A 25,316-nucleotide genomic window follows, 5' to 3' on the forward strand; every position below is an offset into this window, starting at 1 on the left:
TAATCTCATATGTATAAATAAATTATATCCTATAAATCTATATAATTGATGATTTTAATTAGGAATTTTTTATATTAAAACCTCAATAATTTTATTTATTACCATTAATCCTTTTCTTGTAAGAGAAAATTTATTTTCTTTTATGTATCCAAAGTCTTCTTTTATAAGTTCTTTTAAAACTTCCTTATTTTTTATAAGGCTTAAATCTATTCCTTCTTTTAATCTTAATCCAAGCATTATTTTTTCTAATCTTTTATCTTCTTCAGTTAAAATTTCTTCAAATTCTATAGGTTTTTCCCCTTTTTCTAATTTTCTCATATACTCATAAATATTTTTAGTATTACCAAATCTTTTATTTCCTATGTAAGACCAAGCAGAAACACCAATACCTAAAAAATACTTATCTGTCCAGTAAGCTAAATTATGTTTACATTCATATTCTTTTTTAGCCCAATTAGAAAGCTCATATCTATAAAACTTTTTATTTTCTAAAAATTCATCAATGATATAAAACATTTCAGTTGTTATTTTTTCATCAGGTAGATTATATTGGTTATTCTGTACTAATTTACCTAAGGGAGTACCTTCATAAGCAGTAAGCATATAAGCCGAAATATGTTTAATTGGTAATGATGTATAAATTTCTAAATCATATTCTAAATCCTTTAATGTTTGCCCTTGAATTCCATATATCAAGTCAAGATTTATATTTTCTATTCCTGCTTTTAAAGCATCTTCTACCATTTGTAATGTACTTTCTGGATTATGATCTCTTCCAAGACTTTTTAAAAGTTTTCTATTAAAAGTTTGGTTTCCTACGCTTAATCTGTTTACTCCATATTCTTTTATTTCTCTTAACTCTTTATATCTATATGTATTAGGATTTGCTTCTATAGTTATTTCTACATTTTTAAAAGTTTTAAAATTTTCTTCTATAAAAACTATAAATTCTCCTATTAAGTGAGGAGGTAATAAAGAAGGAGTCCCACCACCAAAATAGATAGTTTCTATCTCAAAGTCCAAATTTTTATAAAGCTCAAGCTCTTTCTTTAGAGCATTTGTATATTTTGAATATATATTTTCATTTAGTAAAACTATAGAAGTAAAATCACAATAAGGACATTTTATAGAGCAAAAAGGAATATGTATATATAGACTAGTGATTTTAATCATACAGCTATTCTCCTTTTTATATAATATTAAAATCAAACATTGTTTTATTGCAAAGTTTATAATAATAGAATATACTATATTGGCTTTAAAATTTTTAAAATTAATTACTGTAGGAGGTAGATTCAATGAAATTAAAAGTTATGGTAGATCAGGATCTTTGCACAGCTTGCGCTCTTTGCTATGATGATGTTCCTGAAGTATATGAAGATGCTGGTGATGGAATAGCAAAAGTTAAAGACGAAGTTGGCGGAGATGGTGCTATATTAGATTGTGAAGAAGTTGGACAAGATCTTTGTGATAGAGTATTAGAAGTTACTGAAGAATGTCCATCTGGTTCTTTAATTACTGAAGTGGTAGAAGAATAATATTTTTCATATAAAAGGGGCTTTAAGCCCCTTTTCATTTATTTCACTAATTCTTGTGGTATATAAACTTTAATAACTCCTCTAAAATCTTCTAATTTATAATTTATAGCTTTATCTTCTGGATAATATTTTTTTATTTTTTCATAAAGCTTTTTATCCATATTCTTTGGATTTCCATGGCAGGTTAAGCATATAGCTTTAATTTTTAAAGGTTTATAAAAGTTATAGCCATCTTTTACTTTTTGAATATAGTACTTAGGATTTTTACCTTCTTTAAAAGATTTTTCAAAATATTCTAATGCTTCTAACTCTTCTTTATTTGGCTTATTTAAAGGATTCCTATACCTAATAGAAGTTCTTTTTATCTTTATTCCATGATCTATCTCTTTTTCTATTTGCTTAGTTATCTTTAAAGCTTTTTTGTGGCAAACATCTATAGCTTCATATGGACTTTCCGACATTGCTTTTATAAGATGAAACTTTAAAGCTTTCATTAGCTTTAAGGAAGTTTCTTGACCAATTTTAACTATCTTATTGTTTTCTGTTGCAAACACTAAACTTGAAGATAATAAAATTGTTGCTAAAATTTTTTTCATTAGGTAATTACCTCTTAGTTTTTTATATATAAATAAAAATTTAGCGAAAAGAAGATTTTTTAGCAAGTTATAAAAAGATTTGATAATAAATTTAGAAGTTAGATTTAAATTTAATGATAAATATCATTATTGACTTTAATTATAAAAGGTTATATTTTAAAGAGTAAAAGAATATGATTTTCCTGCTGGGGGTAGCTCCTACGTAGGAGCTTGAGAGTATACCCTTAGAACCTGATGCGGTTAATACCGCCGTAGGGAAAGCAGGTTTTGAGACATCAAAGCCATCTTTCTAATCAGGTAGGTATACTCTTACCTTTTTAGAAAGGTGGCTTTTTTATTTTATAAGTAAATTTTATTGGAGGTATATAGATATGAGCAAATATGCAGTACCAAGAAGTACAACTTATGGTAAAACACAGATGGATTATGCAAGAGAAGGAGTAATTACTCCTGAAATGGAATATGTGGCAAAAAGAGAACAACTTCCTGTAGAGCTTATAAGAGATGAAGTTGCAAGAGGAAGAATGATTATCCCTGCAAATATAAATCATTATAGACTTGAGCCTATGGCAATTGGTATTGCAGCTAAATGTAAGGTAAATGCTAATATTGGTAATTCTGCAGTTGTTTCTGATGTAGAAGGGGAACTTGAGAAATTAAGAGTTGCTTTAAAGTATGGTGCTGATACTGTTATGGATTTATCAACAGGTGGAAATATTGATGAAATTAGAGAAGCTATTATTGCTAATTCTCCAGTACCTATAGGGACAGTACCTATATATCAAGCCCTTCAAGAAGTTAGAACGATAGAAAATCTTACAGAGCAAGATATTTTAGATATGATAGAGCACCAGGCTCAACAAGGTGTTGATTATATGACTATTCATGCTGGTGTTTTAAGAGAGTTTTTACCAATGGTTAATCATAGATTAATGGGTATTGTTTCTAGAGGTGGCTCTATAATGGCAGAATGGATGACTGTACATGGAAAGCAAAATCCTCTTTATACTAATTTTGATAAAATTTGTGAAATTTTCAAAAAATATGATGTTTCATTCTCTCTTGGTGATGGTTTAAGACCTGGATGTATAAATGATGCATCTGATGAAGCTCAATTTGCAGAGCTTAAAGTATTAGGAGAATTAACCAAAAAAGCTTGGGAACATGGTGTTCAAGTAATGATAGAAGGTCCTGGTCATGTACCTATGGATCAGATAGAAATGAATATAAGGAAAGAACAAGAGCTTTGTCATGAAGCACCATTTTATGTGCTTGGCCCATTAGTTACAGATATAGCTCCTGGATATGATCATATAGCTTCTGCTATTGGTGCTGCAATGGCAGGATGGTATGGAGCATCTATGCTTTGTTATGTAACTCCTAAAGAACATCTTGGTCTTCCAAATGCTGAAGATGTAAAACAAGGTCTTATAGCTTATAAAATAGCTGCTCATGCTGCAGATCTTGCAAGACATAGGGTTGGTGCAAAAGAATGGGATGATGCTATGTCTAAAGCAAGATATGAGTTTGATTGGGAAAAACAGTTTGAACTTGCTATAGACCCAGAGACTGCAAGAAAATATCATGACGAAACTCTTCCACAAGAAGGATATAAATCTGCTAAATTCTGCTCAATGTGTGGTCCTTCTTTCTGTGCTTACAGAATATCTCAAGGTGTTCAAGAAAAAGTAAGTGAAAATCCAGAAATTTTTAATATAGAAACAAAAGAAGAAAAATAAATTTTAAGGGGCTCAAAGCCCCTTTTTTTATTCAAATATAAATTGGTTTGGTTCTAAAATTGTAGCTAATTCTTGTTTAAATTCGTCAGATATATCTACATGATAATTTGAATGGGCTGCTATCTCACACCAGAAATTCCCTTTGTCATATATCTCAATAACAACTTCTTTATCTCCTTTGTATTTTTTACATAAATCTCTTACTTTTTCTACTGTTCCGTTTAATATATCTTCTTTAGAAAAAATAAATCTTACATATTTAACATCTTTATTAATACTATCTATTGGTATTATATTGTTTGCATTTATTGAAACTGTTTCTTGCTCATCATTTATATCTACTGTACCTTCTACAATAACTAAATTATCTTCTTCTAAAATTGAGCCATCTTCTAAACTTTCCGGAAAGGCTCTAACATCAACAATTCCTGTTTCATCTTGAAGTTGAAATACTGCCATTGTATTTCCAGTTCTTGTTTTTTTCTTTTTAATATTTGATATAACTCCTGCTATTTTTACCTTTTCTTTTTGTTTTCTTTCTATTAAAGAAGCTATTTTTAAAACTCTTCCTTCAAGCTCTTTTTTATAAGCTAACAGTGGATGCCCTGAAATATAAAATCCAAGAACTTCTTTTTCAAATCTAAGTTTTTCTTTTTCTGAAAGTTTTTCTCCTTCATTATAAGAGATTGTAGCTACAGGTTTTGAATCTTCTTCCATTAATAAACCTAAAAGTGAATTTTGCCCTAAATCTTTACTTTCTCTATTTTTCTGTCCTACCGAAAGAGCTTTATCTATATTTGCAAGCAATATTCCTCTATCTATTTCTGTAAAATCAAAAGCTCCTGCTTTAATTAATGCTTCAAGTACTCTTTTATTTAAATTTTTACTATCTAGTCTTTCTGCTGTATCAAAAATATCTTGATAATTTCCATTTTTTTCTCTTTCTTCAACAATAGCTTTAGCGGAAGATTCTCCAACATTTTTTATTCTTGCAAGTCCAAATCTTATTTTTCCTTTTTCTTCTATGGCAAATTTATCATATGAATAATTAACATCTGGTGGCAAAAGTTCTATACCAAAATCTTTCATATCATTTAATATACTTAAAAATTTATCATCATTTTTTTCTGTTGTGAGTTTTACTGCAAAAAACTCTTCAGGATAATATGTTTTTATATATGCAGTCCAGTATGTAAGATATGCATAAGCAGTAGAGTGAGATTTATTAAATGAGTAAGATGCAAACTTTTCAATATCATCCCAAAGTTTTGTAATTTTTTCTTTATCATATCCTTTTTCAACTGCACCATTTATAAATCTATCTTTCATTTTTGCCATAACATCTGCTTTTTTCTTACCAATAGCTTTTCTTAGAGTATCTGCTTCTGCCATCGTAAAACCAGAAAGTATGTTTGCCATAAACATTATTTGCTCTTGATACACAACAAGGCCATAAGTTTCTTTTAATACATCTTTAACTTCTTCAAAAGGATAATCTACTTTTTTTCTTCCATGTTTTCTTTCTACATATTCATCAACCATTCCTGAGTTTAAAGGTCCTGGTCTATATAAAGCTAAAACTGCTATAATTTCTTCAAATTTATCAGGTTTTAGTTTTACAAGTAAATTTTGCATTCCTTTACTTTCAAGCTGGAAAACTCCAGTTGTTCTACCTGATTGTAAAAGCTTAAAAACATTCGGATCATCTAAAGGAATTTTTGAAAAATCAATCTCTACATTATGTCTTTCTTTTATTAATTTTTTCATGTAATCAAGTTCAGTAAGAGTTTTAAGGCCTAAGAAATCCATTTTTACAAGGCCAAGCATCTCAAGAGTTCCCATATCAAACTGGGTAGCTTTTGTTCCATCTTTATCAACATAAACAGGTACATACTGATCAAGGGGTCCAGGTGCTATAACTACTCCTGCTGCATGAATTCCTGTATGTCTTGCTGAACCTTCTAATTTTTTAGCTAAATCTAAAAGTCTCTTAACCCTTTCATCTGTTTCATAAAGTTTTCTAAACTCTGGATTTGCTTCTAAATTTTCCTCAATTGTAAGGGTTGAGCCTTGAGTTGGTCCTGGAAGAATCATTTTTGCTATTTTATCTGCTTCAGAATATGAAAATCCTAAAACCCTTGCTACATCTCTAATAACCATTTTAGATTTCATAAAGTTGTATGTAATGATCTGAGCTACTGCATCACTACCATATTTATTTTTAACATACTCTATCATTTTAGGTCTATTTTCCATGCAAAAATCTATATCTATATCTGGCATTGAGATTCTATCTGGGTTTAAAAATCTTTCAAAAATCAATCCATGTTGAAGAGGATCTACTTCTGTAATACCTAAAGCATAAGCTACTAAGGAACCTGCTGCTGAGCCTCTCCCTGGTCCTACTGGTATTCCATTATTTTTTGCATGTTTTATAAAATCCTGAACTATAAGAAAATATTCCGGAAAACCCATCTGTTTTATTATTTCTACTTCATATTTAAGTCTATCTTTGTATTCTTTATGTTTTTCTGCAGATAAATCTTTAATATTTTCAAGTCTTTTTTCTAACCCTTCCCATGCAAGCTTTTCAAAATATTGTGCTTTTTCTTCTTCTGTGGCTTCTCTATCAAGTCCAGGAATTTGAAATTTTGGAAATAAATATCCTCTTGTTTCTGCAGTTTCTATCTCTACATTACATTTTTCTGCTATTTCCATTGTATTTTTTAATGCAAACTCATATCCTTTAAATTTCTCATACATCTCTTCAGGTTTTGTAAAATGAAGACCTCTCACTTTAAAAGCTCTTCCTTTTTCTTTTAACTCTTTTAATGTTAATTTCATCTGAAGAGCTTTAATAATATCGTGGGCTTCTGCATCTTCTTCATTTAAGTAATGGCTATCATTTGTAGCTACTACTTTTACATTTAGTTTTTCTGCAAGCTCTAAAATTCCTTTGTTTGCTATATTTTGTTCTTCAAGTCCGTTCATTTGAATTTCAAAATATAAATCTTCTCCAAATATATCTTTAAGTCTTTTACCAAGCTGATAAGCTTCTTCAAATTTACCTTTGGATAATAAATGAGGAATAAATCCTTTTAAGCAAGCAGTTTGACATATTAAACCTTCATGATATTTTTCAAGAAGTTCCCAATCTATTCTTGGTTTGTAATAAAAACCTTCAGTATAAGCAAGAGATGAAAGCTTCATTAAATTTTTAAAACCTGTTTTGTCTTTTGCGTGAAGTATAAGATGATAGTTTTTATCTTCTAAAATACTGTCTGAGCCATCCCCTTTTTTCTCAAATCTATTATTAGCAAAATAAGCTTCCATACCAATAATAGGTTTTACTCCAACCTTTTTCATTTCTTGGTAGAACTCTATGGCTCCAAATATGTTTCCATGATCTGTTAAAGCTACTGCTTTATATCCATACTCTTTTGCTTTTTGAGCAAGTTCAGGAATTTTTATAGCTCCATCAAGTAAAGAATAATGACTATGTAAATGCAAATGTGTAAAATCTTTGCTCATAAGAAATCCCTCTTTCTTGATATTTAACTTATCGTTTAGTTAGAGATAAAAATTTAATTGATTTAAAAATTTAATTCAATTGTTAAATTTCACATTAACCTATAATAGCTTCCACAAAAGATTTTGGATCAAATGGTTGTAGATCTTCTATATCTTCACCTACACCTATAAACTTAATAGGAATTTGTAATTTTTGACAGATAGGAATTAAAGCTCCACCTTTTGCAGTTCCATCAAGTTTTGTAATAACAATACCTGAAACATCTGTAGATTCTTTAAATACTTGAGCTTGCTTTATAGAGTTTTGCCCAATAGTTCCATCTAAAACAAGTAATGTTTCACAAGGTTGATTTGGAGAAAATTTTTGTATTGTTCTTTTTATTTTTTGAAGTTCTTTCATTAAATGCTCTTTAGTATGAAGTCTTCCTGCAGTATCAACTAAAACAATATCATCTCCTCTACTTTTTGCAGAATTTACTGCATCAAAAACAACAGCTGCAGGGTCTGCTCCCGGTTGATGTTTTACAATTCTTGCTCCAACCCTATTAGCCCAAACCTCAAGTTGATCTATAGCTGCTGCCCTAAATGTATCTGCTGCTGCTAAAACTACTGATTTTCCTTCATTTTTTAAAAGGGCTGCAAGTTTTCCAACTGTTGTTGTTTTTCCACTTCCATTTATTCCAAGAAAAAGAATTACATCTGGTTTTTCTCCTAATAAATTTAACTGTCCACTACACGGAGTAAGAATATCTATTAACTTTTCTTTTAAAAGCTCTTTTAACTGCTCTCCTTCAGTTATTTTTCTTTTTTTACTTTCTTTTCTTAAAAACTCAACAATCTCTTCTGTTGCATCTATTCCTACATCTGCTTTCAATAAAGCAAACTCTATTTCTTCAAATAAACTTTCATCTATTTTTTTACCAAAAGATATAGCATATAAGCTTTCAGAAATCTGATTTTTAGTTTTTTCCAAACCTTTTTTTATTCTTTCAAACATAGATTTAAACATTAAATTACCTCTATTGTAAAAATTAAGTTTAATATTTATTATAAAATAATAACTGACGAAAATTTACCTATATATTGGAATTAGGAGGAAAATATGAAACTCTTCACTTTAATATTAAGTTGTTTATTTGTGTTTAATATCTCTTATGGACAGACAGTAACAGAGCTTTTAGACGAAGCACAAAAATCTATAAAAGAAGCTTTTGAAGCAAATAGTAATATAAAAGCCCCTTATGAGTATTACAAAGCAGAAACTTTTTATAATATAGCAAAAGAGCAAACTTCAAAACTACATTTAGATGCAGGAAAAGCTGCAGCTTTAAAATCTATAGAATGGTCTTTAAGAGCTATTTCTAAATCATATGCTGGAGGGGAAAAATGAGATTTAATAAATCTAAAAATATATTAATATTATTGTCTATTTTTTCAATAGCTACTGCCTCTCAAGCATCTATTTCTTTACAATATTTAAAACAATCTTTAAATGAACTTCGTAATATGCATGCTAAAGAATGTGCTCCAAAAGATTTTGCAATTGCAGAAAGTTATATAGAGACATTAGAAGGTTTTAAAGTTAGAAAAAATGGCAAATTTAGATTAGTTAAACTTTCACCAACAGATAAATTCATTTATAAAAATGAAGCTTTTATGTATTTAGAACGTGTAAAAAAAGGAGTACTTAGTGATGTAGATAATGATGGTATTCCTTGCTATAAAGAAATAGCTCAAGGTACAAATCCTTATGTATCAGATAAAAAAGTTAAGATAGTAAAGAAAGAAAAACCTATTAAGAAAAAAGAGGTTAAAAAGAAAGAGTTTGAACCTTTGAAACTAAATGCAAGAATCCATTTTGAGTTTGATAGTGCAAATATTAAGAAAGAGTATTTACCATATCTTAATGTAATTTCAAGATATTTAAAAACTCATAAAAATTTAAAAGTAAAGATTATAGGTTATACAGATAATATAGGTTCAAAAAAATATAATGATAAATTAGCCCTTGAAAGAGCTAAAGCTGTTAAAAATTATCTTATTAAAATGGGAATAGATCCAAAAAGAATTGAAATAGTAGGTAAAGGTAAAGAAGATTACTTATTTGATAACAAAACTAATCTAAATAGATTTACAAATAGAAGAGCAGAATTTTTTGTAATGGAAACAAAATGAGGAGAATTTGTGGCTTCAGGAAGAACTCATGAGATAATAAATTTAGTAGCTCTACCACCTATTGTTTATTATTTCTCTCCTTATGATTTTTCTTTTTTTGTTGGTGGTTATTTAGTTGGCACTTTTCTTTTAACACCTGATATTGATATTTATCACTCAAAACCTGTACAAAGATGGAAATTTTTTAAGTTTATATGGAAACCATATACTAAATTTTCCAAACATAGAGGAATATCTCATATTCCTTTTTATGGTTCTACTATAAAAATTGCATATCTATTTGCTATATTTTTATTTTTATACTTTATTATTTATTGGACTGCAAATTATTTTAATATTAAATTGCCATTTGTTATAAAAGGTGAAAATGAAATAAAAGCTTTATTATTAAATATTCATACTATTTCATTCTTCTTTGGCCTTGTAATAGCAGAGTTTGTTCATATTGTTGTTGATATAATTTATTCATCATTGAAAAAATTGAGGATTATTAGATGAAATTTTATCCTATACCTTTATTTAGAGCTTTTGGAATTCAGATAAATCTTGATTTTAGTTGGTTTATTGTATTTTTTCTTATTAGCTTAACCTTAGCAGAAGGATTTTATCCTCAGATTTATCCTGGACATAATCCAATAATATACTGGATTGCAGGAACCATATCTGCAGTTTTACTTTTTATTTGTGTTCTTCTTCATGAACTTGGACATTCATTGGTTGCTATGCATTTTGGAATAAGTGTTAAAGAGATAAACCTTTTTATTTTTGGTGGTGTAGCAATGATAGAAGGAGAGGCTAAATCTCCTAAGGAAGAATTTTTAATAGCAATAGCAGGACCAATTACAAGCTTTATATTAGGATTATTCTTTTTGATACTTGCATTACTTTATCCTGTAGATGATATACTAAATGGAATAATAAACTATCTTTTTTATGTAAACTTTATAATTGCATTTTTTAATCTTGTTCCTGCTTTTCCTTTAGACGGAGGAAGAATACTTAGAGCATTTTTATGGAGTAAAAAAGATTATCTTACTGCTACCAAAATAACATCAAATTTAGGAACCTATTTTGCTTATTTCTTAGTGTTTTTTGGATTCCTTTATCTTATACAAGGAGCATTTTTATCTGCTTTATGGATGGGATTTTTAGGTTTTTTCCTACGTCAAATTTCAAAAGTTTCTTATGAAGAAGCAAAAATTTCCTATTATTTATCTAAATATAAAGTAGAGCAATTTATTACTCATGTTAAGCCACTTCTTTTTTCTGATAAGATAGAAGAACTTATTTCTTATTATTATCCATTCTACAAAGTTAAATATTATCCAGTAATTGGCAATGATGGAAAATTTTATTATGTATATGTTCCATCTTTAAAAGGTGTTTCTATTGAAGATAGTATTGAAAAATATATGGAAGATATAAAATGTAAGGTTTCTCCTTATGATAACCTGTTTCAAGCTTATAAACTTATGAATAAATGTCAAGTTGATGAACTTCCAGTTATATATAAAAATACATTACTTGGTATAATAAGAAAAGATAGTATTGATTATATTATTCAATCTATAGAAAATAAGGAGCAATGATGATAAAAAGATTATTAGGAATTTTTGTATTAGGAATATTTATTTTTTCTTGTCAAGAACTACCTCCAGAAGCTTATCTTATAGATAAATATAAAACTGAAGGAGAAGTAGATATAGATCCTAAAATACAAAATCAGTGTAAAGGTGTATTATTTATAATAATAAGAAAAGGAGCATCCCCTCAACCACTTGCAGTAAAAAAGGTAATAAATCCAGATTTTCCATATAAGTTTTCTATGTCTCCTGCAGATGTTTTAATGCCTCAAAGAATGAATGAGTTTGAAGGAGAGCTTATATTAATGGCAAGAATCTCAAAATCAGGAAGTCCTATGCCTCAAAAAGGAGATTGTGAAAGTCCTGCAATGGTTATAAGAGCAGGAGATAAAGGAATAAGACTATTAATTAATCAGGTAAGAAAATAATGAAAGCAATAATATTAATAATAGGTTCAGAATTTACTAAAGGTTTAAAGCAAGATAAAAACTCTCTTTTTATTGCAAAAAAATTGTTTCAAAAAGGTATAGATATTGAAGCAATAATAACAACCTCAGATGATATTTATAATATTCAAACCTTTTTAAAAATAGCTCTGGATAAAGCAGATATAGTATTTACATCTGGTGGACTTGGTGCTACTTCTGATGATTTAACAAGAGAGGCAATATCAGAAGCTATTGGAGTTCCTTTAATATTTAATGAAGATTGGCTAAAAAAACTTAAAGAAGATTATAAGAAAGCAGGTTTAGATTTTACAGAAGAAAGAAAAAAGATGGCTAAACTTCCATACAATGCAAAACCTATAGAAAATCCAATTGGAAAAGCTCTTGGATTTATAAAGGTTTTAGATGATGTTCAAAAGGCTATAGTAGCTCTTCCTGGTGTACCTTCTGAAATGAAAGCAATGTTAAAAATAGCTTTTGATTATTTAGGATTAAAAGAAGATAAAGGATTTGTCTATCTATTTAGAACATATGGAAAATCTGAGATTAAGATAGATGAATTAACAAAAGATATAGACAAAAAAATAATAAATGCCTCTCCTAAGGGAGTTGATCTTTTTATTTATGATAACGCAAAAGAGTTTTTAGAAAATAAAGTAGCAGTATTAAGAGAAAGACTTGGGAATTTAATATACGCTGAAGATGAAATAGAGATGGAAGAAGTAGTTGGGAAACTTTTAAAAGAAAAAGGATATACAATCTCAACTGCAGAATCTTCAACAGGTGGAATGATTGCTACGAGAATAGTAAATGTTCCTGGTTCTTCTGCTTACTTTAAAGGCTCTGTAGTATCTTATGCTAATGAAGTAAAAGAAAATATCTTAAAAGTAAATAAAGAAGACCTTGAAAAGCTTGGGGCTGTAAGTGAGCCAGTAGGAAGACAGATGGCTGAAGGAGTTAAAAAGCTTTTAAATACAGATTTTGCATTAAGCGATACAGGAATAGCAGGGCCTACAGGTGGTACAAAAGAAAAACCTGTTGGACTTCACTATATTGGAATGGCAACTCCTTCTGAAACAATAGTTGAAAAAGTAATATTTAGTGGAGAAAGGAATGATATTAGACTTAGAGTATCTCAACATGCCTTAAATATGCTTAGATTATACCTTCTAAAGCAAAACTAAAATATCCTTTTTTAGATATTATTAAATGATCTAAAAGCTCAAATCCCATTTTTATTGATAAATCTTTAATATTTTCTGTGAAAGTAATATCCTCATCACTTGGACTACTATCTCCTTCTGGATGATTATGAACAAGAATTATTCCATAAGCATTACTTTTTATTGCATAAAAAAATATATCTCTTGGCTTTGCATTTAATCTATTTAAAGAACCTATTGCAATAGTTTCTTTTGCAAGAAGCTGATTTAAGGTGTTTGTATAAATTGCAATAAGCTTTTCCTGTCTTTCATTTTTTAAATCTTTTACAAGCTCATAAACACTTTCAGGATTTGATAATTCTATTTTTTCTTCATTTTCAGATAATCTGTTGGAAAGTTCTATAATTGAAAGAATTTGAAGAGCTTTAGCTTTACCTATACCTTTTATTTTTAATAAATCTTCCAGTTTTATATTTTTTAGATTTTTAAAACCAAACTTTTTTATAATCTTGTCTGCAAGACCAATTACATTTAAACCTTTTGTACCAGAACCTAAGGAAAGGGCTAAAAGCTCACTTTCAGAAAGTGAGCTTATTCCATATTTTAAAGCCTTTTCCCTTGGTAAAAGGTCTTCAGGTAAATCTTTTATCTTTCTTTTATAGATATATTTTTCAAATTTCATTTAATCTCTATGCCAATAAACTCTTATATATTTCCATCCTTCAGGATATTGTAATTTTAAATCTCCTTTGTAAGCTTTATGTACTGCTTCTCCTATTCTTCTTGCAAGATGTTCATAAGTTGTAGTAATGATAAGCTTTCCATCTTCTTCTTTTATCTCTATTATTCTTTCAAGAGGTCTGTATTTCATTTCTTCTTGTGCGACATTTCTTATAAGATGTGATATTTCTTCTATATGTTCTTGTAAAAATTTTCCTGAAAATTCAACAATTCCACCTTCATATTTTTCCTGAATTCTTCTACAAGCAGGGCATACTATTTCCTTTTTAGCTTCTGCTGGTGGTTTTTCCATCCATTCAAAAATACCATCATGGAAAACTACTCCACAAACTTTACAGATTGATGGATCTGGGTATTTTTCTTTTGTGAAATATGGATCATGAATATACTCTTTTAATAATCTATCTTTTCTGTTTGGCATTTTAGATCCTCCATTTTTTATTTTTTTGTTGCTTTAATAATATAATGCTCAAAATTATTAAAGTAAAGTAAATAGCTTAATTTTGCATTTTTATTTAACTTAATTCTTAAAATCTTATTGTAAATTTTAAACATTTTTATGTTAAAATTTCTTAAATTCAAAAGAAAACCTAAAAAATTAAAATCTTCAACAATAGCAAGGAAACTTGCATCTTTAAACTCTTTTTTTTTCAGTACTTAATAGACCTTGACTTAATCTCTTCATCACCAATAACTAAATCTCATAGACCTAAAATAAATAACAAAATACCATCTTCACTTACATATGAAGAAGTAAAGAGATTAATAGAAAAAACAGATTATCTTATGGATAGAGTAATAGTTAAACTATTTCTAACTACAGGACTTCGTTCTTCAGAACTGCTTGGTATAAAAAGAGAAGATATAGTAATAGAAAGAGATGGAAAGATTTACAATATAGATTTTGTTTTATAAAATTCTTAACGATTATGGAACTAAAAAAGTATTTAGAAAAGCTACTTGAATGGAATGTCAAAGAAAGCTAATTATTGTATAAGCAATTGATAAATAGCATAAACAGTTAAAAATAATGTAATTAGGAAAGTAATAATTAAAAACATATTATTAAATCTACCATTTTTAAAATCTCCCATAATTGTTTTATTATTTGCTAAGACAAAAATAATAGCTAATAAAAATGGCATTAATATTCCATCTAAAACCTGAGAATAATAAAGAGCATCTACAACTGATATTGGAGAAACATCAATAATATCACCAAGAATTAAAGAACCTAAGAATACTAAATAAAATCCTTTTGCATCACTTACTTTATTTTCCATTCCAGCCCGCCATCTAAAAGCATCAGCTATAGCATATGCTGTTGAACCTGCAAGTACAGGTATTGCCAAAAATCCAGCTACAATTACTCCAATAGAAAAAAGCATAAAAGCATAATGATTACTTACAGGCTCTAAAACTTGTGCCAATTGGGTCATTGTTTGTATATTTTCTTTTGTACCATATAAAACAATAGCACCACTTATTATTATGCAATAGGCTAAAATATTTGAGTAAATCATCCCTATTACAGTATCTAATTGGGCAATTTTTGCTTGAACAACTGTATTTTTTTCTTCTTTTTCTTCAGATGCCTGCCAAAATAACATATAAGGAGATATAGTAGTTCCAAGCAATCCTAAAGCAGCAATTATCCAAGCAGTATCTATATTTATATGAGGAATAAAAGTATTTTTTAAGATTAAACTAATATCTGGTTTAGCTAAAAAAACATTTATTATATATACACTTAAAGATAAGCTAAGTATTATTAATACTTTTTTTACAACTTTATAAGAATGGTATATAACCAAGTAAGCAATAATTGCTGTAATAGGTATTAGAAAATAAATAGGTTTTTTATTTGTAATTATTCCAAAGATTGAAGCTAAAGCTTCTAAATCTGCTGCAATAGTTAAAATATTAGCAACTGCTAAAATTAAAATCATAAATATAGTCAATTTTTTAGAATAAAAAGCAGTTGTAAGTTCAGGAAGACTTTTTCCACTAACTAAAGCTATTTTTGTTATTGTGCTTTGGACAGCTATTAACATCGGAGTAGATAAAAGCATAAGCCATAACTGAGTTAAACCTGTAGTAGCTCCAACAACCATATAAGTTACTATTCCAGCAGGGTCATCGCCAGCACTTCCTGTTATAATTCCGGGACCTAACTTTTTTATTCTTTCTCTATTTTTTTCTATATCTTTTTTTACTTTTTCTTTAAAAGAAGAATAATTCAAAGTTTTTTATCCTTTAGATTTTTTCTAAATTATTCAGTACAGAATAAAGTTGATATTTAATTACTGTGAAGTAATCTTTTTTTGAAAGCATTTCTTCTGGAGTTTGTGTAAGTTCTTCATTAGAGTTTTTAATTAGATTTTCAACTGCTTTTTCATTTACTTCTAAATGAAATTGTAAAGCTACAACTTTTCCATTATTAAACTCAAATGCCTGATTTGATGTTGCTTCATTATAAGCAGTTCTTATAGCTCCATTTGGAATGTCAAAAGTATCTCCATGCCAATGGAAAGGCATAAATTCTGCAGTAAATCTTTAAATATATTAGATTTTTTACCTTCATCTGTTAGATAAACAGGATACCAACCAATCTCTTTTTCCTTATTTTTATAAACTTTAGAACCAAGTACTTCTGCTATCAATTGAGCACCAAGACATATACCAACTACTTTTTTATTTAACTTTATAGCATTTTCAATAAAAATTTTTTCTCTTTTTAAAAATGGATATTTATTTTCATCAGAAACACTCATAGGGCCACCCATAATCACAAGCATATCAAAAGAAGAAAAATCAGGGAAAGGTTGATTTTTATACAAATAGGTTCCCTTAAATAAATGTCCTTTTTCTTTAGCCCAATTTTCAATATTTGCAGGGGTTTCAAATGGTACATGTTGGAAATAATGGATTCTCATTTTTCCTCACTTTTTATTTTAAAAGTAGCCTCATTCTCAAAATAAATAGATCTACTTGGAAATGCGAAAGATGAGCCATTTTTTTCTACTATTTCCATAATTTTAAACTGGATCTCCTCTTTTATTCTAAGGTACTCAAGCCATTGTGCAGTATTTGTATAAAAATAAATAAAAATATCAAGAGAACTATCCCCAAATCTATCAAAATAGATAGCTATAGTTTGATCTTTAGCAACTTCTGGATGATTGTTAATTAAATCTCTTATATCATTTACAATTTTATTTAAAGTTTCACTTGAAGTAGAATAAACTACTCCTATATACATTTTAACCCTTCTAACATTTCTCCTTGAAAAATTTATTACAGAGTTTGTAGCTATATAATTATTAGGAACAGTAACTAAACCTTTATCAAAAGTTCTGATTTTAGTTGTTCTTATTCCTATATCTTCTACAATACCTTCAATATCTCCAATCTGAACCCAATCTCCTATTTTCATAGATTTGTCTGCCAAAATTGAAAGACCACCAAAAAAGTTTGCTAAAGTGTCTTTTGCTGCTAAAGCTACTGCAAGACCACCAATACCAAGAGAAGCTATTAAGGTACTTACATTTATTCCCCATTCTTGCAAAATAGCAACTATACCAAGGATAATAACAAAAAGTTTTGATAATTTAATTATTAAAGAAGCTATTTCCTTAGATAAATCTTTACCAAATTTTTCGGTAAATTTATAAACTTCAGGGGAAAAAACATTTACTAAATTATAGAAAATCCAGAAAATATCAAAAATGAATAAAGATTTTATTAGATGACTAACTATATCTGCTTTTATATTAAGAATAGTTAGAGCTATCCAAAGGCCTATTATTATAAATAAAAAATTTAAAGGAGAAATAATTATGCTGAGAATTTTATCATCTACTTCTGTTTTTGTTTTGGATACTATTTTTTCAAAGGTTTTTGCAATAGTTAAAGAAAATACTTTTCTTAATATAATAAACAAAAAGAATATTGTTAAAGCTAAAGCCCATTTGTACAAAGGAATTCCAAATATAACATGTTGTAAGAGTTCTTTTATTTCTTGCATTTTATACCCTCTTTATTTTTTTTATAGTTTAACAAAATTTTAGCATATACCTACTCATAGAATAAAATGCAAGTTATAATATATACTATCTTTGAAAAAGAGAGGTCTTAAAGATGAGCTTAATAATACATAATACTTTAACAGGAAAAGAAGAAGAGTTTGTTCCTATAGAGCCAGGAAAAGTAAGAATTTATGTATGTGGTGTTACAACTTATGATGTAAATCATGTAGGACATGGTAGAAGTTTAATAGTTTTTGATATGATAAGAAGATATTTAAGATACTTAGGATATGAAGTGAAATTTGTAAGAAATTTTACAGATGTAGATGACAAAATAATAAATAGAGCAAAAAATGAATGTGTTCCTTTTACAGTTATTTCAGATAGATATATAAAATCTTATTTTGAAGATGCAGAAAACTTTAAAATTGAACCTGCTGATATAGAACCCAGAGTTACAACTCATATTCCAGATATTATTGATTTAATAAAAAAATTGGTAGAAAAAGGATACGCTTACGAAGTAGAAGGAGATGTATATTTTTCTGTTAGAAAATTTAAAGATTATGGAAAATTATCCAAAAGAAGTATTGACGAGCTTTTAGCTGGTGCAAGAGTAGAGCCAGGAGATAAGAAAAAAGATCCTTTAGATTTTGCTTTATGGAAAGCAGCAAAAGCAGGGGAACCTTCTTGGGATAGTCCATGGGGAAAAGGTCGTCCAGGTTGGCATACAGAATGTACTGCCATGATTTTTAAACATTTAGGTGAAACTATTGATATACATGGTGGTGGACTTGATTTAACATTCCCTCATCATGAGAATGAGCTTGCTCAAGCAGAAGCAATAACAGAAAAGCCTTTTGCAAAATACTGGATACATAATGGTCTTGTAACTGTTAATGGTCAAAAAATGTCTAAATCCTTAGGAAATTATATTACTTTAAAAGAGATTTACAGCAAATATCATCCAGATATTTTAAGACTTTTAGTTTTATCTGTTCATTATAGAAGTCCCCTTGATTTTTCTTGGGAAAAATTAGAAGAGACAAAAAAAGCTTATGAAAGATTAAAAAATGCAATAGAAGAGTATGAAATACTTGAAAAACTTCCAATAAATCCTGATTTTGAAGATGATTTATATGAGGATATAGCAAAAGCAGAGCAATCTTTTTATAGAGCAATGAGTGAAGATTTTAATACACCAGAAGCTCTTGCTTCGTTGTTTGGTCTTGTAAGAGAAATGAATATTTTAAAAGATAAAGCAGTAAAAGAAGGTGGAATTTCTTCAAAAGCTCTAAAATCTTATAAAGAAGCAGCAGATACTATTTACAATATTGCAAGAGATATTTTTGGATTTTTTGATAGTTTAAAACCATGTATTGAAGTTGAAGAAATTAAAAATATAGAAAAAGAAAAATCTTTTATAGATGAAGAACTTATTCAACTTCTAATTGATATAAGAAACAAAGCAAGAAAAGATAAAAACTTCCAACTTGCAGATTATATAAGAGATTCTTTAAAAGAAAAAGGTATAATCCTTGAGGACACTCCTGTTGGAACAAAGTGGAAAAAAGAATTATAGTTAGATTTTTGTTAAAATGCTGGTATGTAGTAACCATACCAGCTTATTAGTTTATCCTTCTCTTTGAATTTCTTCTAATTCGTAAGCTTCTATAACATCTCCAGGTTTAATATCGTTAAAATCTTTCAACATTAAACCACATTCAAAGCCTTTTGCTACTTCTTTTACATCATCTTTAAATCTTTTTAATGATATTATCTCTCCGTCATATATAACAACACCTTGTCTTAAAAGTCTTGCTTTTGCATTTCTTTTTATTACTCCATCTGTAACATAGCAACCTGCTACTGTACCTGCACCTTTTACTTTAAATATAGCTTTAACATCACAAAGGCCTAAAACTTTTTCTTCGTATTCTGGCTCTAACATACCTTTAAGAGCTTTTTCAAGATCTTCTATAATGTCATAAATAATTCCATATGTTTTTATCTGAACCCCTTCTTCTTCTGCAGCATTTCTTGCAGTTGCATCAGGTCTAACATTAAATCCTATTATTATTGCATCAGAAGCTGCAGCAAGCATTACATCACTTTCTGTAATTCCACCAAGCCCTGCATGAATTATATTTATAGAAACATCTTCAAATTTTTCAGAAAGTTCTTCTAAGGTTTTCTTAATAGCTTCTAAAGATCCTTGAACATCTGCTTTTATAATTACATTTATTTCTTTTGCACCTTCTAAAGCTTCAAGACGAAGTCTTGCTTTTTTGGCAAGTAGTTGTTCTTCATATTTTTGTTTTCTTTGTTCTGCTAATGTTCTTGCATCTTTCTCTGATTTCATAACTACAAATCCATCACCAGATTGAGGTACTTCTTGAAAGCCTAAAATTTCTACAGGCGTTCCTGGCATAGCTTCTTTCACATTTTTTCCTCTTTCATCAAACATAGCTCTTACTTTTCCCCAAGTCATACCTGCTACAAAATAATCACCTATTTTTAATGTTCCATTTTGAACTAATACTGTAGCAACAGGTCCTCTCTGTTTATCTAATTTAGATTCAATTATAGTTCCTACTGCAGGTTTATTAGGATTTGCTTTTAAATCTAATATTTCTGAAACTAAAAGTATATTTTCAAGCAATTCATCTAAGTTTTGTCCTGTTTTAGCAGAAACAGGAACCATGATAGTATCTCCACCCCATTCTTCTGGTATTAGTTCATATTGTGAAAGTTCTCTTTTTACTCTTTCTGGATCTGCACCTGGTTTATCTATTTTATTAATAGCTACAACTATTGGAAGTTCTGCACTTTTTGCATGATTTATAGCTTCAACTGTTTGCGGTCTAACACCATCATCTGCAGCTACCACTAATACTGCCACATCAGCAACTTTTGAACCTCTTGCTCTTAATGTTGTAAATGCTTCATGTCCTGGGGTATCTAAAAATGTAATTTCTTTTCCATTTTTAAGCTTTATTTTATACGCACCAATATGTTGAGTAATACCGCCTTTTTCTCTTGCTGCAACATCTGTTTTTCTAATTGTATCTAAAAGAGTAGTTTTTCCATGGTCAACGTGACCCATAACAACAACTACCGGTGGTCTTTCTACTAAATTTTCTTTATCTTCTTCTTCTAATTGAGTTTCTATTTTACTTTCTACCACTTCTTCTTCAGATTTTAGTTCAGCTAAAAATCCATGTTCTTCTGCTATTTCCATTGCAATTTCTGGATCTATTGTTTGATTTACTGTTGCTAATATACCTTTTTTTAATAAATCTGCCATTATTGTGTTTACTGGTAAATCTAATAAATCTGCAAGTTCTCTAACAGTTATAAGTTCTGGTATTTCTACTATTTTTAAATCTTCTTCTTTTTCTTCTATTTCTTCCTTTTTAACTTTTTCTTCCTTTTTCTTTTTCTTTCTTTTCTTTTTCTTATTACTTACTTCCATAAGTTTTCTTAAGGCTTCAAGTTCTTCTTTTTCTCTTTTTCTTTCTTGTATTTCTTCTTTAGTAAGTTCTTTTCCTACTTCTGTTTTTTCTTTGGAAACAACTTCTTCAACTTTTTCTTCTTTTTTCTCTTTTTCTTTATGTTTAGCTTTTTCTGGTTTTTCTTTAATTTTTGATTTTTCTTTTACAAATTTTTCTTTTTTCTTTTTTTGTTCTTCTTTAGTTTCTTCTTTTTCCTTTAGTTTTTCCTCTATTATAGTTTTTTCTTCAATTTTTGGTTTTTCTTTTTTTTCTTTTTCCTGAACTTCTTTTACTTCTTTTTTTACTTCTTCTTTTTTCTCTTGAATTTTCTCTTCTCTTTCTTGAATTTCTTTTTTTTCTTCAATTTTTTGTGCAATAAATTTTTTCTTTCTTTTTTTCTTCTCTTCTTCTTTTTTTCTTTCTTCTTCTCTCTTTCTTTCTAATTCTTTTAGAGCTTCTTTTACTTTTTTAACAGTAGCTTTATCTATTACAGTGAAATTAGAAATTTCCCCTTTGAAATCTATCATCTTTAAAGCTTCTGCAATATCTTCAAAAGATACATTTAATTGATGGGTCAAGTCAAAAAGTTTTATACCTTCTTCTTTTTCTTCTACAACTTCCTCTTCTATTTCTTCTTCTTGTCCATATGTCATTCTAAGTATATCTGCTATCTCTTCTTCAATTTTTACATTTGATTTTTTTATAGATTTACCTGTAATATTTTCTATTTCTTCTGCTAAAGTTTTCCAATCTACATTTAATTCCTTAGCTAAATCAGATAATTTTATTTTGGACAATTACTGCTACCTCCTAATTTAAAAGCTGTAAAGCCTTTTGTAACGAATCTTTTAATTTTAAACCATATTTATTTTCTGGAATAAATATAATACCAACTTCTTTTTTTCCAATCATATTACCAAGTTCTTCTTTAGTAAATATTTCAAAATAATCACCTTCATATTTATATAATATGTTTCTTTTTGTTCTTTTTGAAATATCTTTTGCGATAATTAAAAATCCTTTTTCTCCTTTTTTTAAACTCTTTAATGTATCATCATATCCTATTTTTATCAATCTTCCTTTCCAGCCTATCTGAATTAAACTTCTTATATTTTTTAAAATATCTTCTTTTACTTTCATTTTATCTATATTTAAATTTTTTAAAGCTTTATCTTTTTTTAAAAAACATTCAGGGCAGATATAAAATCCTCTACCACCTTTTTTATATAAAAAATCAAACTCTTTACTTTTTTTTACAAATCTTAAAAGCTCATTTTTAAAGCTTTTTTTTTACATAAAATACATGTTCTTATAGGCTTATTTTTCAAGTTTTTGTAACCTTTCAAAATCTTCTTCACTTAGTATATCTATATGCCATCCTGTTAATTTATGTGCAAGTTTTGCATTTATCCCACCTTTACCAATAGCAAGTGATAACTCATTTTTTGGAACAGCTACTTCTATTCTTTTTTCCTTTTCAAGTAATCTCCATTTTTTTGGATGAGAAGGTGCTAAAGCTCTTATTACAAATTTTGCAGGATCAGGCTCCCACTGAATTACATCTATTTTTTCTCCTGAAAGTTCATTTGTAACATTTTGTATTCTACTTCCTTTTAGTCCTACAACAACACCAACAGGATCTATATTTTTATCAGGAGAATAAACTGCTACTTTTGCTCTTTCTCCAGGTTCTCTGGCTACTGCTTTTATTTCTATATCCCTTTCTTGAATTTCAGGAACTTCTATCTCAAGCAATCTTTTTAAAAAGTCTGGATGGGTCCTTGATAAAATAATTAAAGGCGGCTCACCTTCTATAATCCTTTTTACTTTTCCTTTTTCATAGATTTTATACTTATTATCTTTTATTACTTTTAGTATTAATGCTCTAATTCTATCTCCAACTTTAAAATGTTCTTTTTTTATCTGTTCTTCTTCAGGTAATATAGCTTCTATTCTTCCAAGGTCTACTATAATATCTCCATTTTCAAATCTTCTAACTATACCACTAATTATATTCCCTTCTAAATCTTTATATTCTTTATATATAATATCTCTTTCTACTTGTGAAACTTTTTTTGAGATAACATCTTTTGCTACAGTTACAGCAATTCTTCCTACTTCTTCAAGAGGAATAGGAATATCTACATAATCTCCAATTTTTGCATCAGGTTTATATTTTTTTGCTTCAGTTAATGATATTTCTCTACTTGGGTCTTCAATAAAAGGAGTAATTTTTTTTCTTATATAAACTTTTAAAGTATCATTTTCTTTATCAAAATCTACAATTACATTGTTTCCTCTTATTTTATACTCTTTTTTAACTGCTATTTTTATTCCATCTTTTAAAGCTTTTTCTATAATATCTTCAGGAACATTTTTTTCCTTAGCTACAGTTTCTATAACATTCTTTAATTTTACTGCCATAACTTTCTCCTATTTAAAATTCAAGATTTGCTTTTGAAATTTTTTCATAAGGAATTTCTCTAATCTTTCCATCTTCTTCTATTTTTACATTTTCATTCTCAAGACCAAGCAGTTTACCTTTATATACTTTATTTTTATTTCCTTCTTCTAAAGGCTCTGTTGTAACTATTTTTATATCTTTACCTTTAAAAATCTCATATTCTTCTTTATTTTTTAATTTTCTATTTAATCCAGGTGAAGAAACCTCAAGCTCATAAGAATAAGGTATAAGGTCTTCAACATCTAAAATTGCTCCTATTCTTCTACTAACAAACTCACAATCACCTATACTTGTACCTTCAGGATTATAAATATATATTCTTAATACAGGCCTTTTTCCTTTTGTTAATTCTACATCTACAAGCTTTAAATCTCTTTCTTCTAAAATAGGAAAAACAAATTCTTTTACTTTTTCTACAATATCCATTGAAAAAATCACCTCACTTTTTGAGGGAAATTTATAAATTTAATAAAATTTTTCAAGCTTATAAAGATAAAATCTCTTCCTCTTTTTCTTCTGTTAATTCATTTATCTGTTTTACATATTTATCTGTAATCTTTTGAAGATTATCCAGAGCTTTTTTTACCTCATCTTCTGAAAAGCCTTCTTTTTTTAGCTTTTCTATCTCTTCTTTTATATCTCTCCTAATATTTCTTAATATTATTCTGTATTCTTCAGCAAATTTATGTAACTGTTTTACTATCTCTTTTCTTCTTTCTTCTGTCATTGGAGGTAGAATAATTCTTATTAAATTTCCTTCAGTTTGTGGATTTGCTCCTATATTTGCTTCTTGAATTGCTTTTTCTATTGCACTAACTGCATTTTGATCCCAAGTTTGAATTAAGATTTGATTTGCTTCGGGAGTTGATATTGTAGCTAACTGCTTTAATGGCATTTTTGAACCATAATAATCTACTTCTAAATTTTCTACAATTCCAGTAGAAGCTCTACCAGTTCTAATACCAGCAAGTTCATCTTTATACTTAAAAACTGTTTTTTTCATACGATTTTCTGCATCTTTTAATAAATCCTGAAGCATATTTAACCTCCATTTATACTATATTTTAGGTAAATTTAAGATAATTTAATTATAATATGGATGATGCTATTTGACTACTGAACCGATCTTTTTACCGTAGACTATATCTTTGAGACTACCTTTTTGTTTTATATTGAATACAATGATTGGGAGTTTATTTTCCATACATAAAGTTAATGCAGTATGATCCATTACTTTTAGATTTTTGTTTATTGCATCTAAATATGAGATCTCATCTAATTTTTTGGCATCTGAATATTTAGAAGGGTCTTTATCATAGATACCATCTACTTTTGTTGCTTTTAATAAAACATCAGCTTTTATTTCTGCTGCTCTTAAAGCACCTGTTGTATCAGTTGTAAAGAATGGACTTCCTGTACCTGCTGCAAATATGACAATCCTTGCTTTTTCTAAATGTCTAATTGCTCTTCTTCTAATATAAGGTTCTGCTATTTGTCTCATTTCTATAGCAGACATAACTCTTGTTGGCATATCTTCTTTTTCTAAAGCATCTTGTAAAGCTAAAGCATTCATTACTGTAGCAAGCATTCCCATATAATCAGCAGTAGCTCTATCAAGTCCTAATTTAGCTCCCTGATTTCCTCTAAAAATATTTCCTCCACCTATAACTATAGCTATTTCTACCCCTTCTTCATAAACATCTTTAATCTCTTTTGCTAAATATTTAATAAAAGATGGGTCAATTCCAAAATCGGAATTGCCCATCAATGCTTCTCCTGAAAGTTTCAAAAGAATTCTTTTGTATTTTAAAGACAATT

Annotated in this window: 26 protein-coding genes and 1 riboswitch; of the genes, 10 read left to right on the plus strand and 16 right to left on the minus strand. The window is 28.4% G+C overall.

Annotated features, from left to right (window positions below; translation table 11 throughout):
* Positions 1–69: 69 nt before the first annotated feature.
* Positions 70–1,173: a radical SAM family heme chaperone HemW gene (gene hemW, locus CLV39_RS04735; protein ID WP_121923088.1), complete on the minus strand. Its 1,104-nt coding sequence runs from the start codon at positions 1,171–1,173 to the stop codon at positions 70–72.
* Between the two features lie 125 nt (positions 1,174–1,298).
* Between hemW and CLV39_RS04740 the strand changes: the two genes are divergently transcribed.
* On the plus strand, positions 1,299–1,538 hold the full coding sequence (locus CLV39_RS04740) for a ferredoxin (RefSeq protein WP_121923089.1): 240 nt from the start codon (positions 1,299–1,301) through the stop codon (positions 1,536–1,538).
* Between the two features lie 38 nt (positions 1,539–1,576).
* Here the strand turns inward: CLV39_RS04740 and CLV39_RS04745 are convergent, their stop codons facing one another.
* Positions 1,577–2,134: a Tll0287-like domain-containing protein gene (locus tag CLV39_RS04745; protein ID WP_121923090.1), complete on the minus strand. Its 558-nt coding sequence runs from the start codon at positions 2,132–2,134 to the stop codon at positions 1,577–1,579.
* Between the two features lie 177 nt (positions 2,135–2,311).
* A riboswitch (TPP riboswitch) is annotated at positions 2,312–2,410 on the plus strand.
* 95 nt (positions 2,411–2,505) lie between these two features.
* On the opposite strand from CLV39_RS04745, the gene thiC reads away from it, so the two are divergent.
* Positions 2,506–3,873 carry a phosphomethylpyrimidine synthase ThiC gene (thiC, locus tag CLV39_RS04750; protein ID WP_121923091.1) on the plus strand — a complete coding sequence of 456 codons (1,368 nt, stop codon included), beginning with the start codon at positions 2,506–2,508 and terminating at the stop codon, positions 3,871–3,873.
* A gap of 27 nt (positions 3,874–3,900) precedes the next feature.
* On the opposite strand, the gene dnaE is transcribed toward thiC, so the two are convergent.
* Together dnaE and ftsY are read right to left on the minus strand one after the other, a co-directional pair.
* A complete protein-coding gene (dnaE, locus tag CLV39_RS04755) occupies positions 3,901–7,404 on the minus strand; it encodes a DNA polymerase III subunit alpha (protein ID WP_121923092.1) in 3,504 nt (1,167 codons plus the stop codon).
* A 94-nt stretch (positions 7,405–7,498) separates the two neighbouring features.
* Positions 7,499–8,413, minus strand: coding sequence for a signal recognition particle-docking protein FtsY (gene ftsY / locus CLV39_RS04760; RefSeq protein ID WP_121923093.1), 915 nt, complete (start codon positions 8,411–8,413; stop codon positions 7,499–7,501).
* Positions 8,414–8,506: 93 nt separating this feature from the next.
* Here ftsY and CLV39_RS04765 point away from each other — a divergent pair, with 93 nt between their 5' ends.
* Genes CLV39_RS04765 through CLV39_RS04790 form a run of 6 tightly spaced genes read left to right on the plus strand, consistent with a single transcriptional unit; the run spans position 8,507 to position 12,792 of the window.
* Positions 8,507–8,794, plus strand: a complete 288-nt coding sequence (locus tag CLV39_RS04765) for a hypothetical protein (protein ID WP_121923094.1) — start codon at positions 8,507–8,509, stop codon at positions 8,792–8,794.
* Positions 8,791–9,579 (plus strand): OmpA family protein, encoded by a 789-nt coding sequence (locus CLV39_RS04770; protein WP_121923095.1) that lies wholly within the window; start codon positions 8,791–8,793, stop codon positions 9,577–9,579. The genes CLV39_RS04765 and CLV39_RS04770 overlap by 4 nt, the downstream gene beginning before the upstream one ends.
* Positions 9,580–9,588: 9 nt before the next feature.
* Positions 9,589–10,077, plus strand: coding sequence for a metal-binding protein (locus CLV39_RS04775; protein WP_121923096.1), 489 nt, complete (start codon positions 9,589–9,591; stop codon positions 10,075–10,077).
* Positions 10,074–11,168, plus strand: coding sequence for a site-2 protease family protein (locus CLV39_RS04780; protein WP_121923097.1), 1,095 nt, complete (start codon positions 10,074–10,076; stop codon positions 11,166–11,168). The genes CLV39_RS04775 and CLV39_RS04780 overlap by 4 nt, the downstream gene beginning before the upstream one ends.
* The gene (locus CLV39_RS04785) at positions 11,168–11,590 is read left to right on the plus strand and encodes a c-type cytochrome biogenesis protein CcmI/CycH (RefSeq protein ID WP_121923098.1); all 423 of its coding nucleotides are present in this window, start codon (positions 11,168–11,170) and stop codon (positions 11,588–11,590) included. Before CLV39_RS04780 ends, CLV39_RS04785 begins: the two co-directional genes overlap by 1 nt.
* On the plus strand, positions 11,590–12,792 hold the full coding sequence (locus tag CLV39_RS04790) for a CinA family nicotinamide mononucleotide deamidase-related protein (RefSeq protein WP_121923099.1): 1,203 nt from the start codon (positions 11,590–11,592) through the stop codon (positions 12,790–12,792). The genes CLV39_RS04785 and CLV39_RS04790 overlap by 1 nt, the downstream gene beginning before the upstream one ends.
* On the opposite strand, the gene radC is transcribed toward CLV39_RS04790, so the two are convergent.
* Both radC and CLV39_RS04800 read right to left on the minus strand, forming a co-directional pair.
* Positions 12,764–13,453: a RadC family protein gene (gene radC / locus CLV39_RS04795; RefSeq protein ID WP_121923100.1), complete on the minus strand. Its 690-nt coding sequence runs from the start codon at positions 13,451–13,453 to the stop codon at positions 12,764–12,766. The genes CLV39_RS04790 and radC overlap by 29 nt on opposite strands.
* A complete protein-coding gene (locus CLV39_RS04800) occupies positions 13,454–13,933 on the minus strand; it encodes a BCAM0308 family protein (RefSeq protein ID WP_121923101.1) in 480 nt (159 codons plus the stop codon). It lies immediately after the preceding gene.
* Between the two features lie 365 nt (positions 13,934–14,298).
* Between CLV39_RS04800 and CLV39_RS08730 the strand changes: the two genes are divergently transcribed.
* Entirely contained in the window at positions 14,299–14,427 is a 129-nt protein-coding gene (locus tag CLV39_RS08730; RefSeq protein WP_245960310.1) for a hypothetical protein, read from the plus strand.
* Positions 14,428–14,498: 71 nt separating this feature from the next.
* On the opposite strand, the gene CLV39_RS04810 is transcribed toward CLV39_RS08730, so the two are convergent.
* Genes CLV39_RS04810 through CLV39_RS04820 form a run of 4 tightly spaced genes read right to left on the minus strand, consistent with a single transcriptional unit; the run spans position 14,499 to position 17,539 of the window.
* A complete protein-coding gene (locus tag CLV39_RS04810) occupies positions 14,499–15,755 on the minus strand; it encodes an Nramp family divalent metal transporter (RefSeq protein WP_121923102.1) in 1,257 nt (418 codons plus the stop codon).
* A gap of 13 nt (positions 15,756–15,768) precedes the next feature.
* Positions 15,769–16,050 (minus strand): type 1 glutamine amidotransferase family protein, encoded by a 282-nt coding sequence (locus tag CLV39_RS08680; RefSeq protein WP_211325056.1) that lies wholly within the window; start codon positions 16,048–16,050, stop codon positions 15,769–15,771.
* Positions 15,999–16,448 carry a type 1 glutamine amidotransferase gene (locus CLV39_RS04815; RefSeq protein ID WP_211325058.1) on the minus strand — a complete coding sequence of 150 codons (450 nt, stop codon included), beginning with the start codon at positions 16,446–16,448 and terminating at the stop codon, positions 15,999–16,001. The genes CLV39_RS08680 and CLV39_RS04815 overlap by 52 nt, the downstream gene beginning before the upstream one ends.
* Positions 16,445–17,539 carry a mechanosensitive ion channel family protein gene (locus CLV39_RS04820; RefSeq protein ID WP_121923103.1) on the minus strand — a complete coding sequence of 365 codons (1,095 nt, stop codon included), beginning with the start codon at positions 17,537–17,539 and terminating at the stop codon, positions 16,445–16,447. Before CLV39_RS04820 ends, CLV39_RS04815 begins: the two co-directional genes overlap by 4 nt.
* A 113-nt stretch (positions 17,540–17,652) precedes the next feature.
* Between CLV39_RS04820 and cysS the strand changes: the two genes are divergently transcribed.
* Positions 17,653–19,122, plus strand: a complete 1,470-nt coding sequence (gene cysS, locus CLV39_RS04825) for a cysteine--tRNA ligase (RefSeq protein ID WP_121923104.1) — start codon at positions 17,653–17,655, stop codon at positions 19,120–19,122.
* Between the two features lie 51 nt (positions 19,123–19,173).
* On the opposite strand, the gene infB is transcribed toward cysS, so the two are convergent.
* From infB to pyrH, 6 genes are all read right to left on the minus strand, one after another.
* Complete coding sequence (gene infB / locus CLV39_RS04830; RefSeq protein WP_121923105.1) at positions 19,174–21,831, minus strand: translation initiation factor IF-2; 2,658 nt, start codon at positions 21,829–21,831, stop codon at positions 19,174–19,176.
* 13 nt (positions 21,832–21,844) lie between these two features.
* Complete coding sequence (locus tag CLV39_RS04835) at positions 21,845–22,174, minus strand: ribosomal L7Ae/L30e/S12e/Gadd45 family protein (protein WP_121923106.1); 330 nt, start codon at positions 22,172–22,174, stop codon at positions 21,845–21,847.
* Positions 22,175–22,351: 177 nt separating this feature from the next.
* Positions 22,352–23,458, minus strand: a complete 1,107-nt coding sequence (gene nusA / locus CLV39_RS04845; protein ID WP_121923107.1) for a transcription termination factor NusA — start codon at positions 23,456–23,458, stop codon at positions 22,352–22,354.
* A gap of 13 nt (positions 23,459–23,471) precedes the next feature.
* On the minus strand, positions 23,472–23,924 hold the full coding sequence (locus CLV39_RS04850; RefSeq protein WP_121923108.1) for a ribosome maturation factor RimP: 453 nt from the start codon (positions 23,922–23,924) through the stop codon (positions 23,472–23,474).
* 58 nt (positions 23,925–23,982) lie between these two features.
* On the minus strand, positions 23,983–24,537 hold the full coding sequence (gene frr, locus CLV39_RS04855) for a ribosome recycling factor (RefSeq protein WP_121923109.1): 555 nt from the start codon (positions 24,535–24,537) through the stop codon (positions 23,983–23,985).
* 66 nt (positions 24,538–24,603) lie between these two features.
* Positions 24,604–25,314, minus strand: coding sequence for a UMP kinase (gene pyrH, locus CLV39_RS04860; RefSeq protein ID WP_121923110.1), 711 nt, complete (start codon positions 25,312–25,314; stop codon positions 24,604–24,606).
* Positions 25,315–25,316 lie beyond the last annotated feature (2 nt).

The sequence above is a fragment of the Hydrogenothermus marinus genome (assembly GCF_003688665.1).
GTDB lineage: Bacteria > Aquificota > Aquificia > Aquificales > Hydrogenothermaceae > Hydrogenothermus > Hydrogenothermus marinus.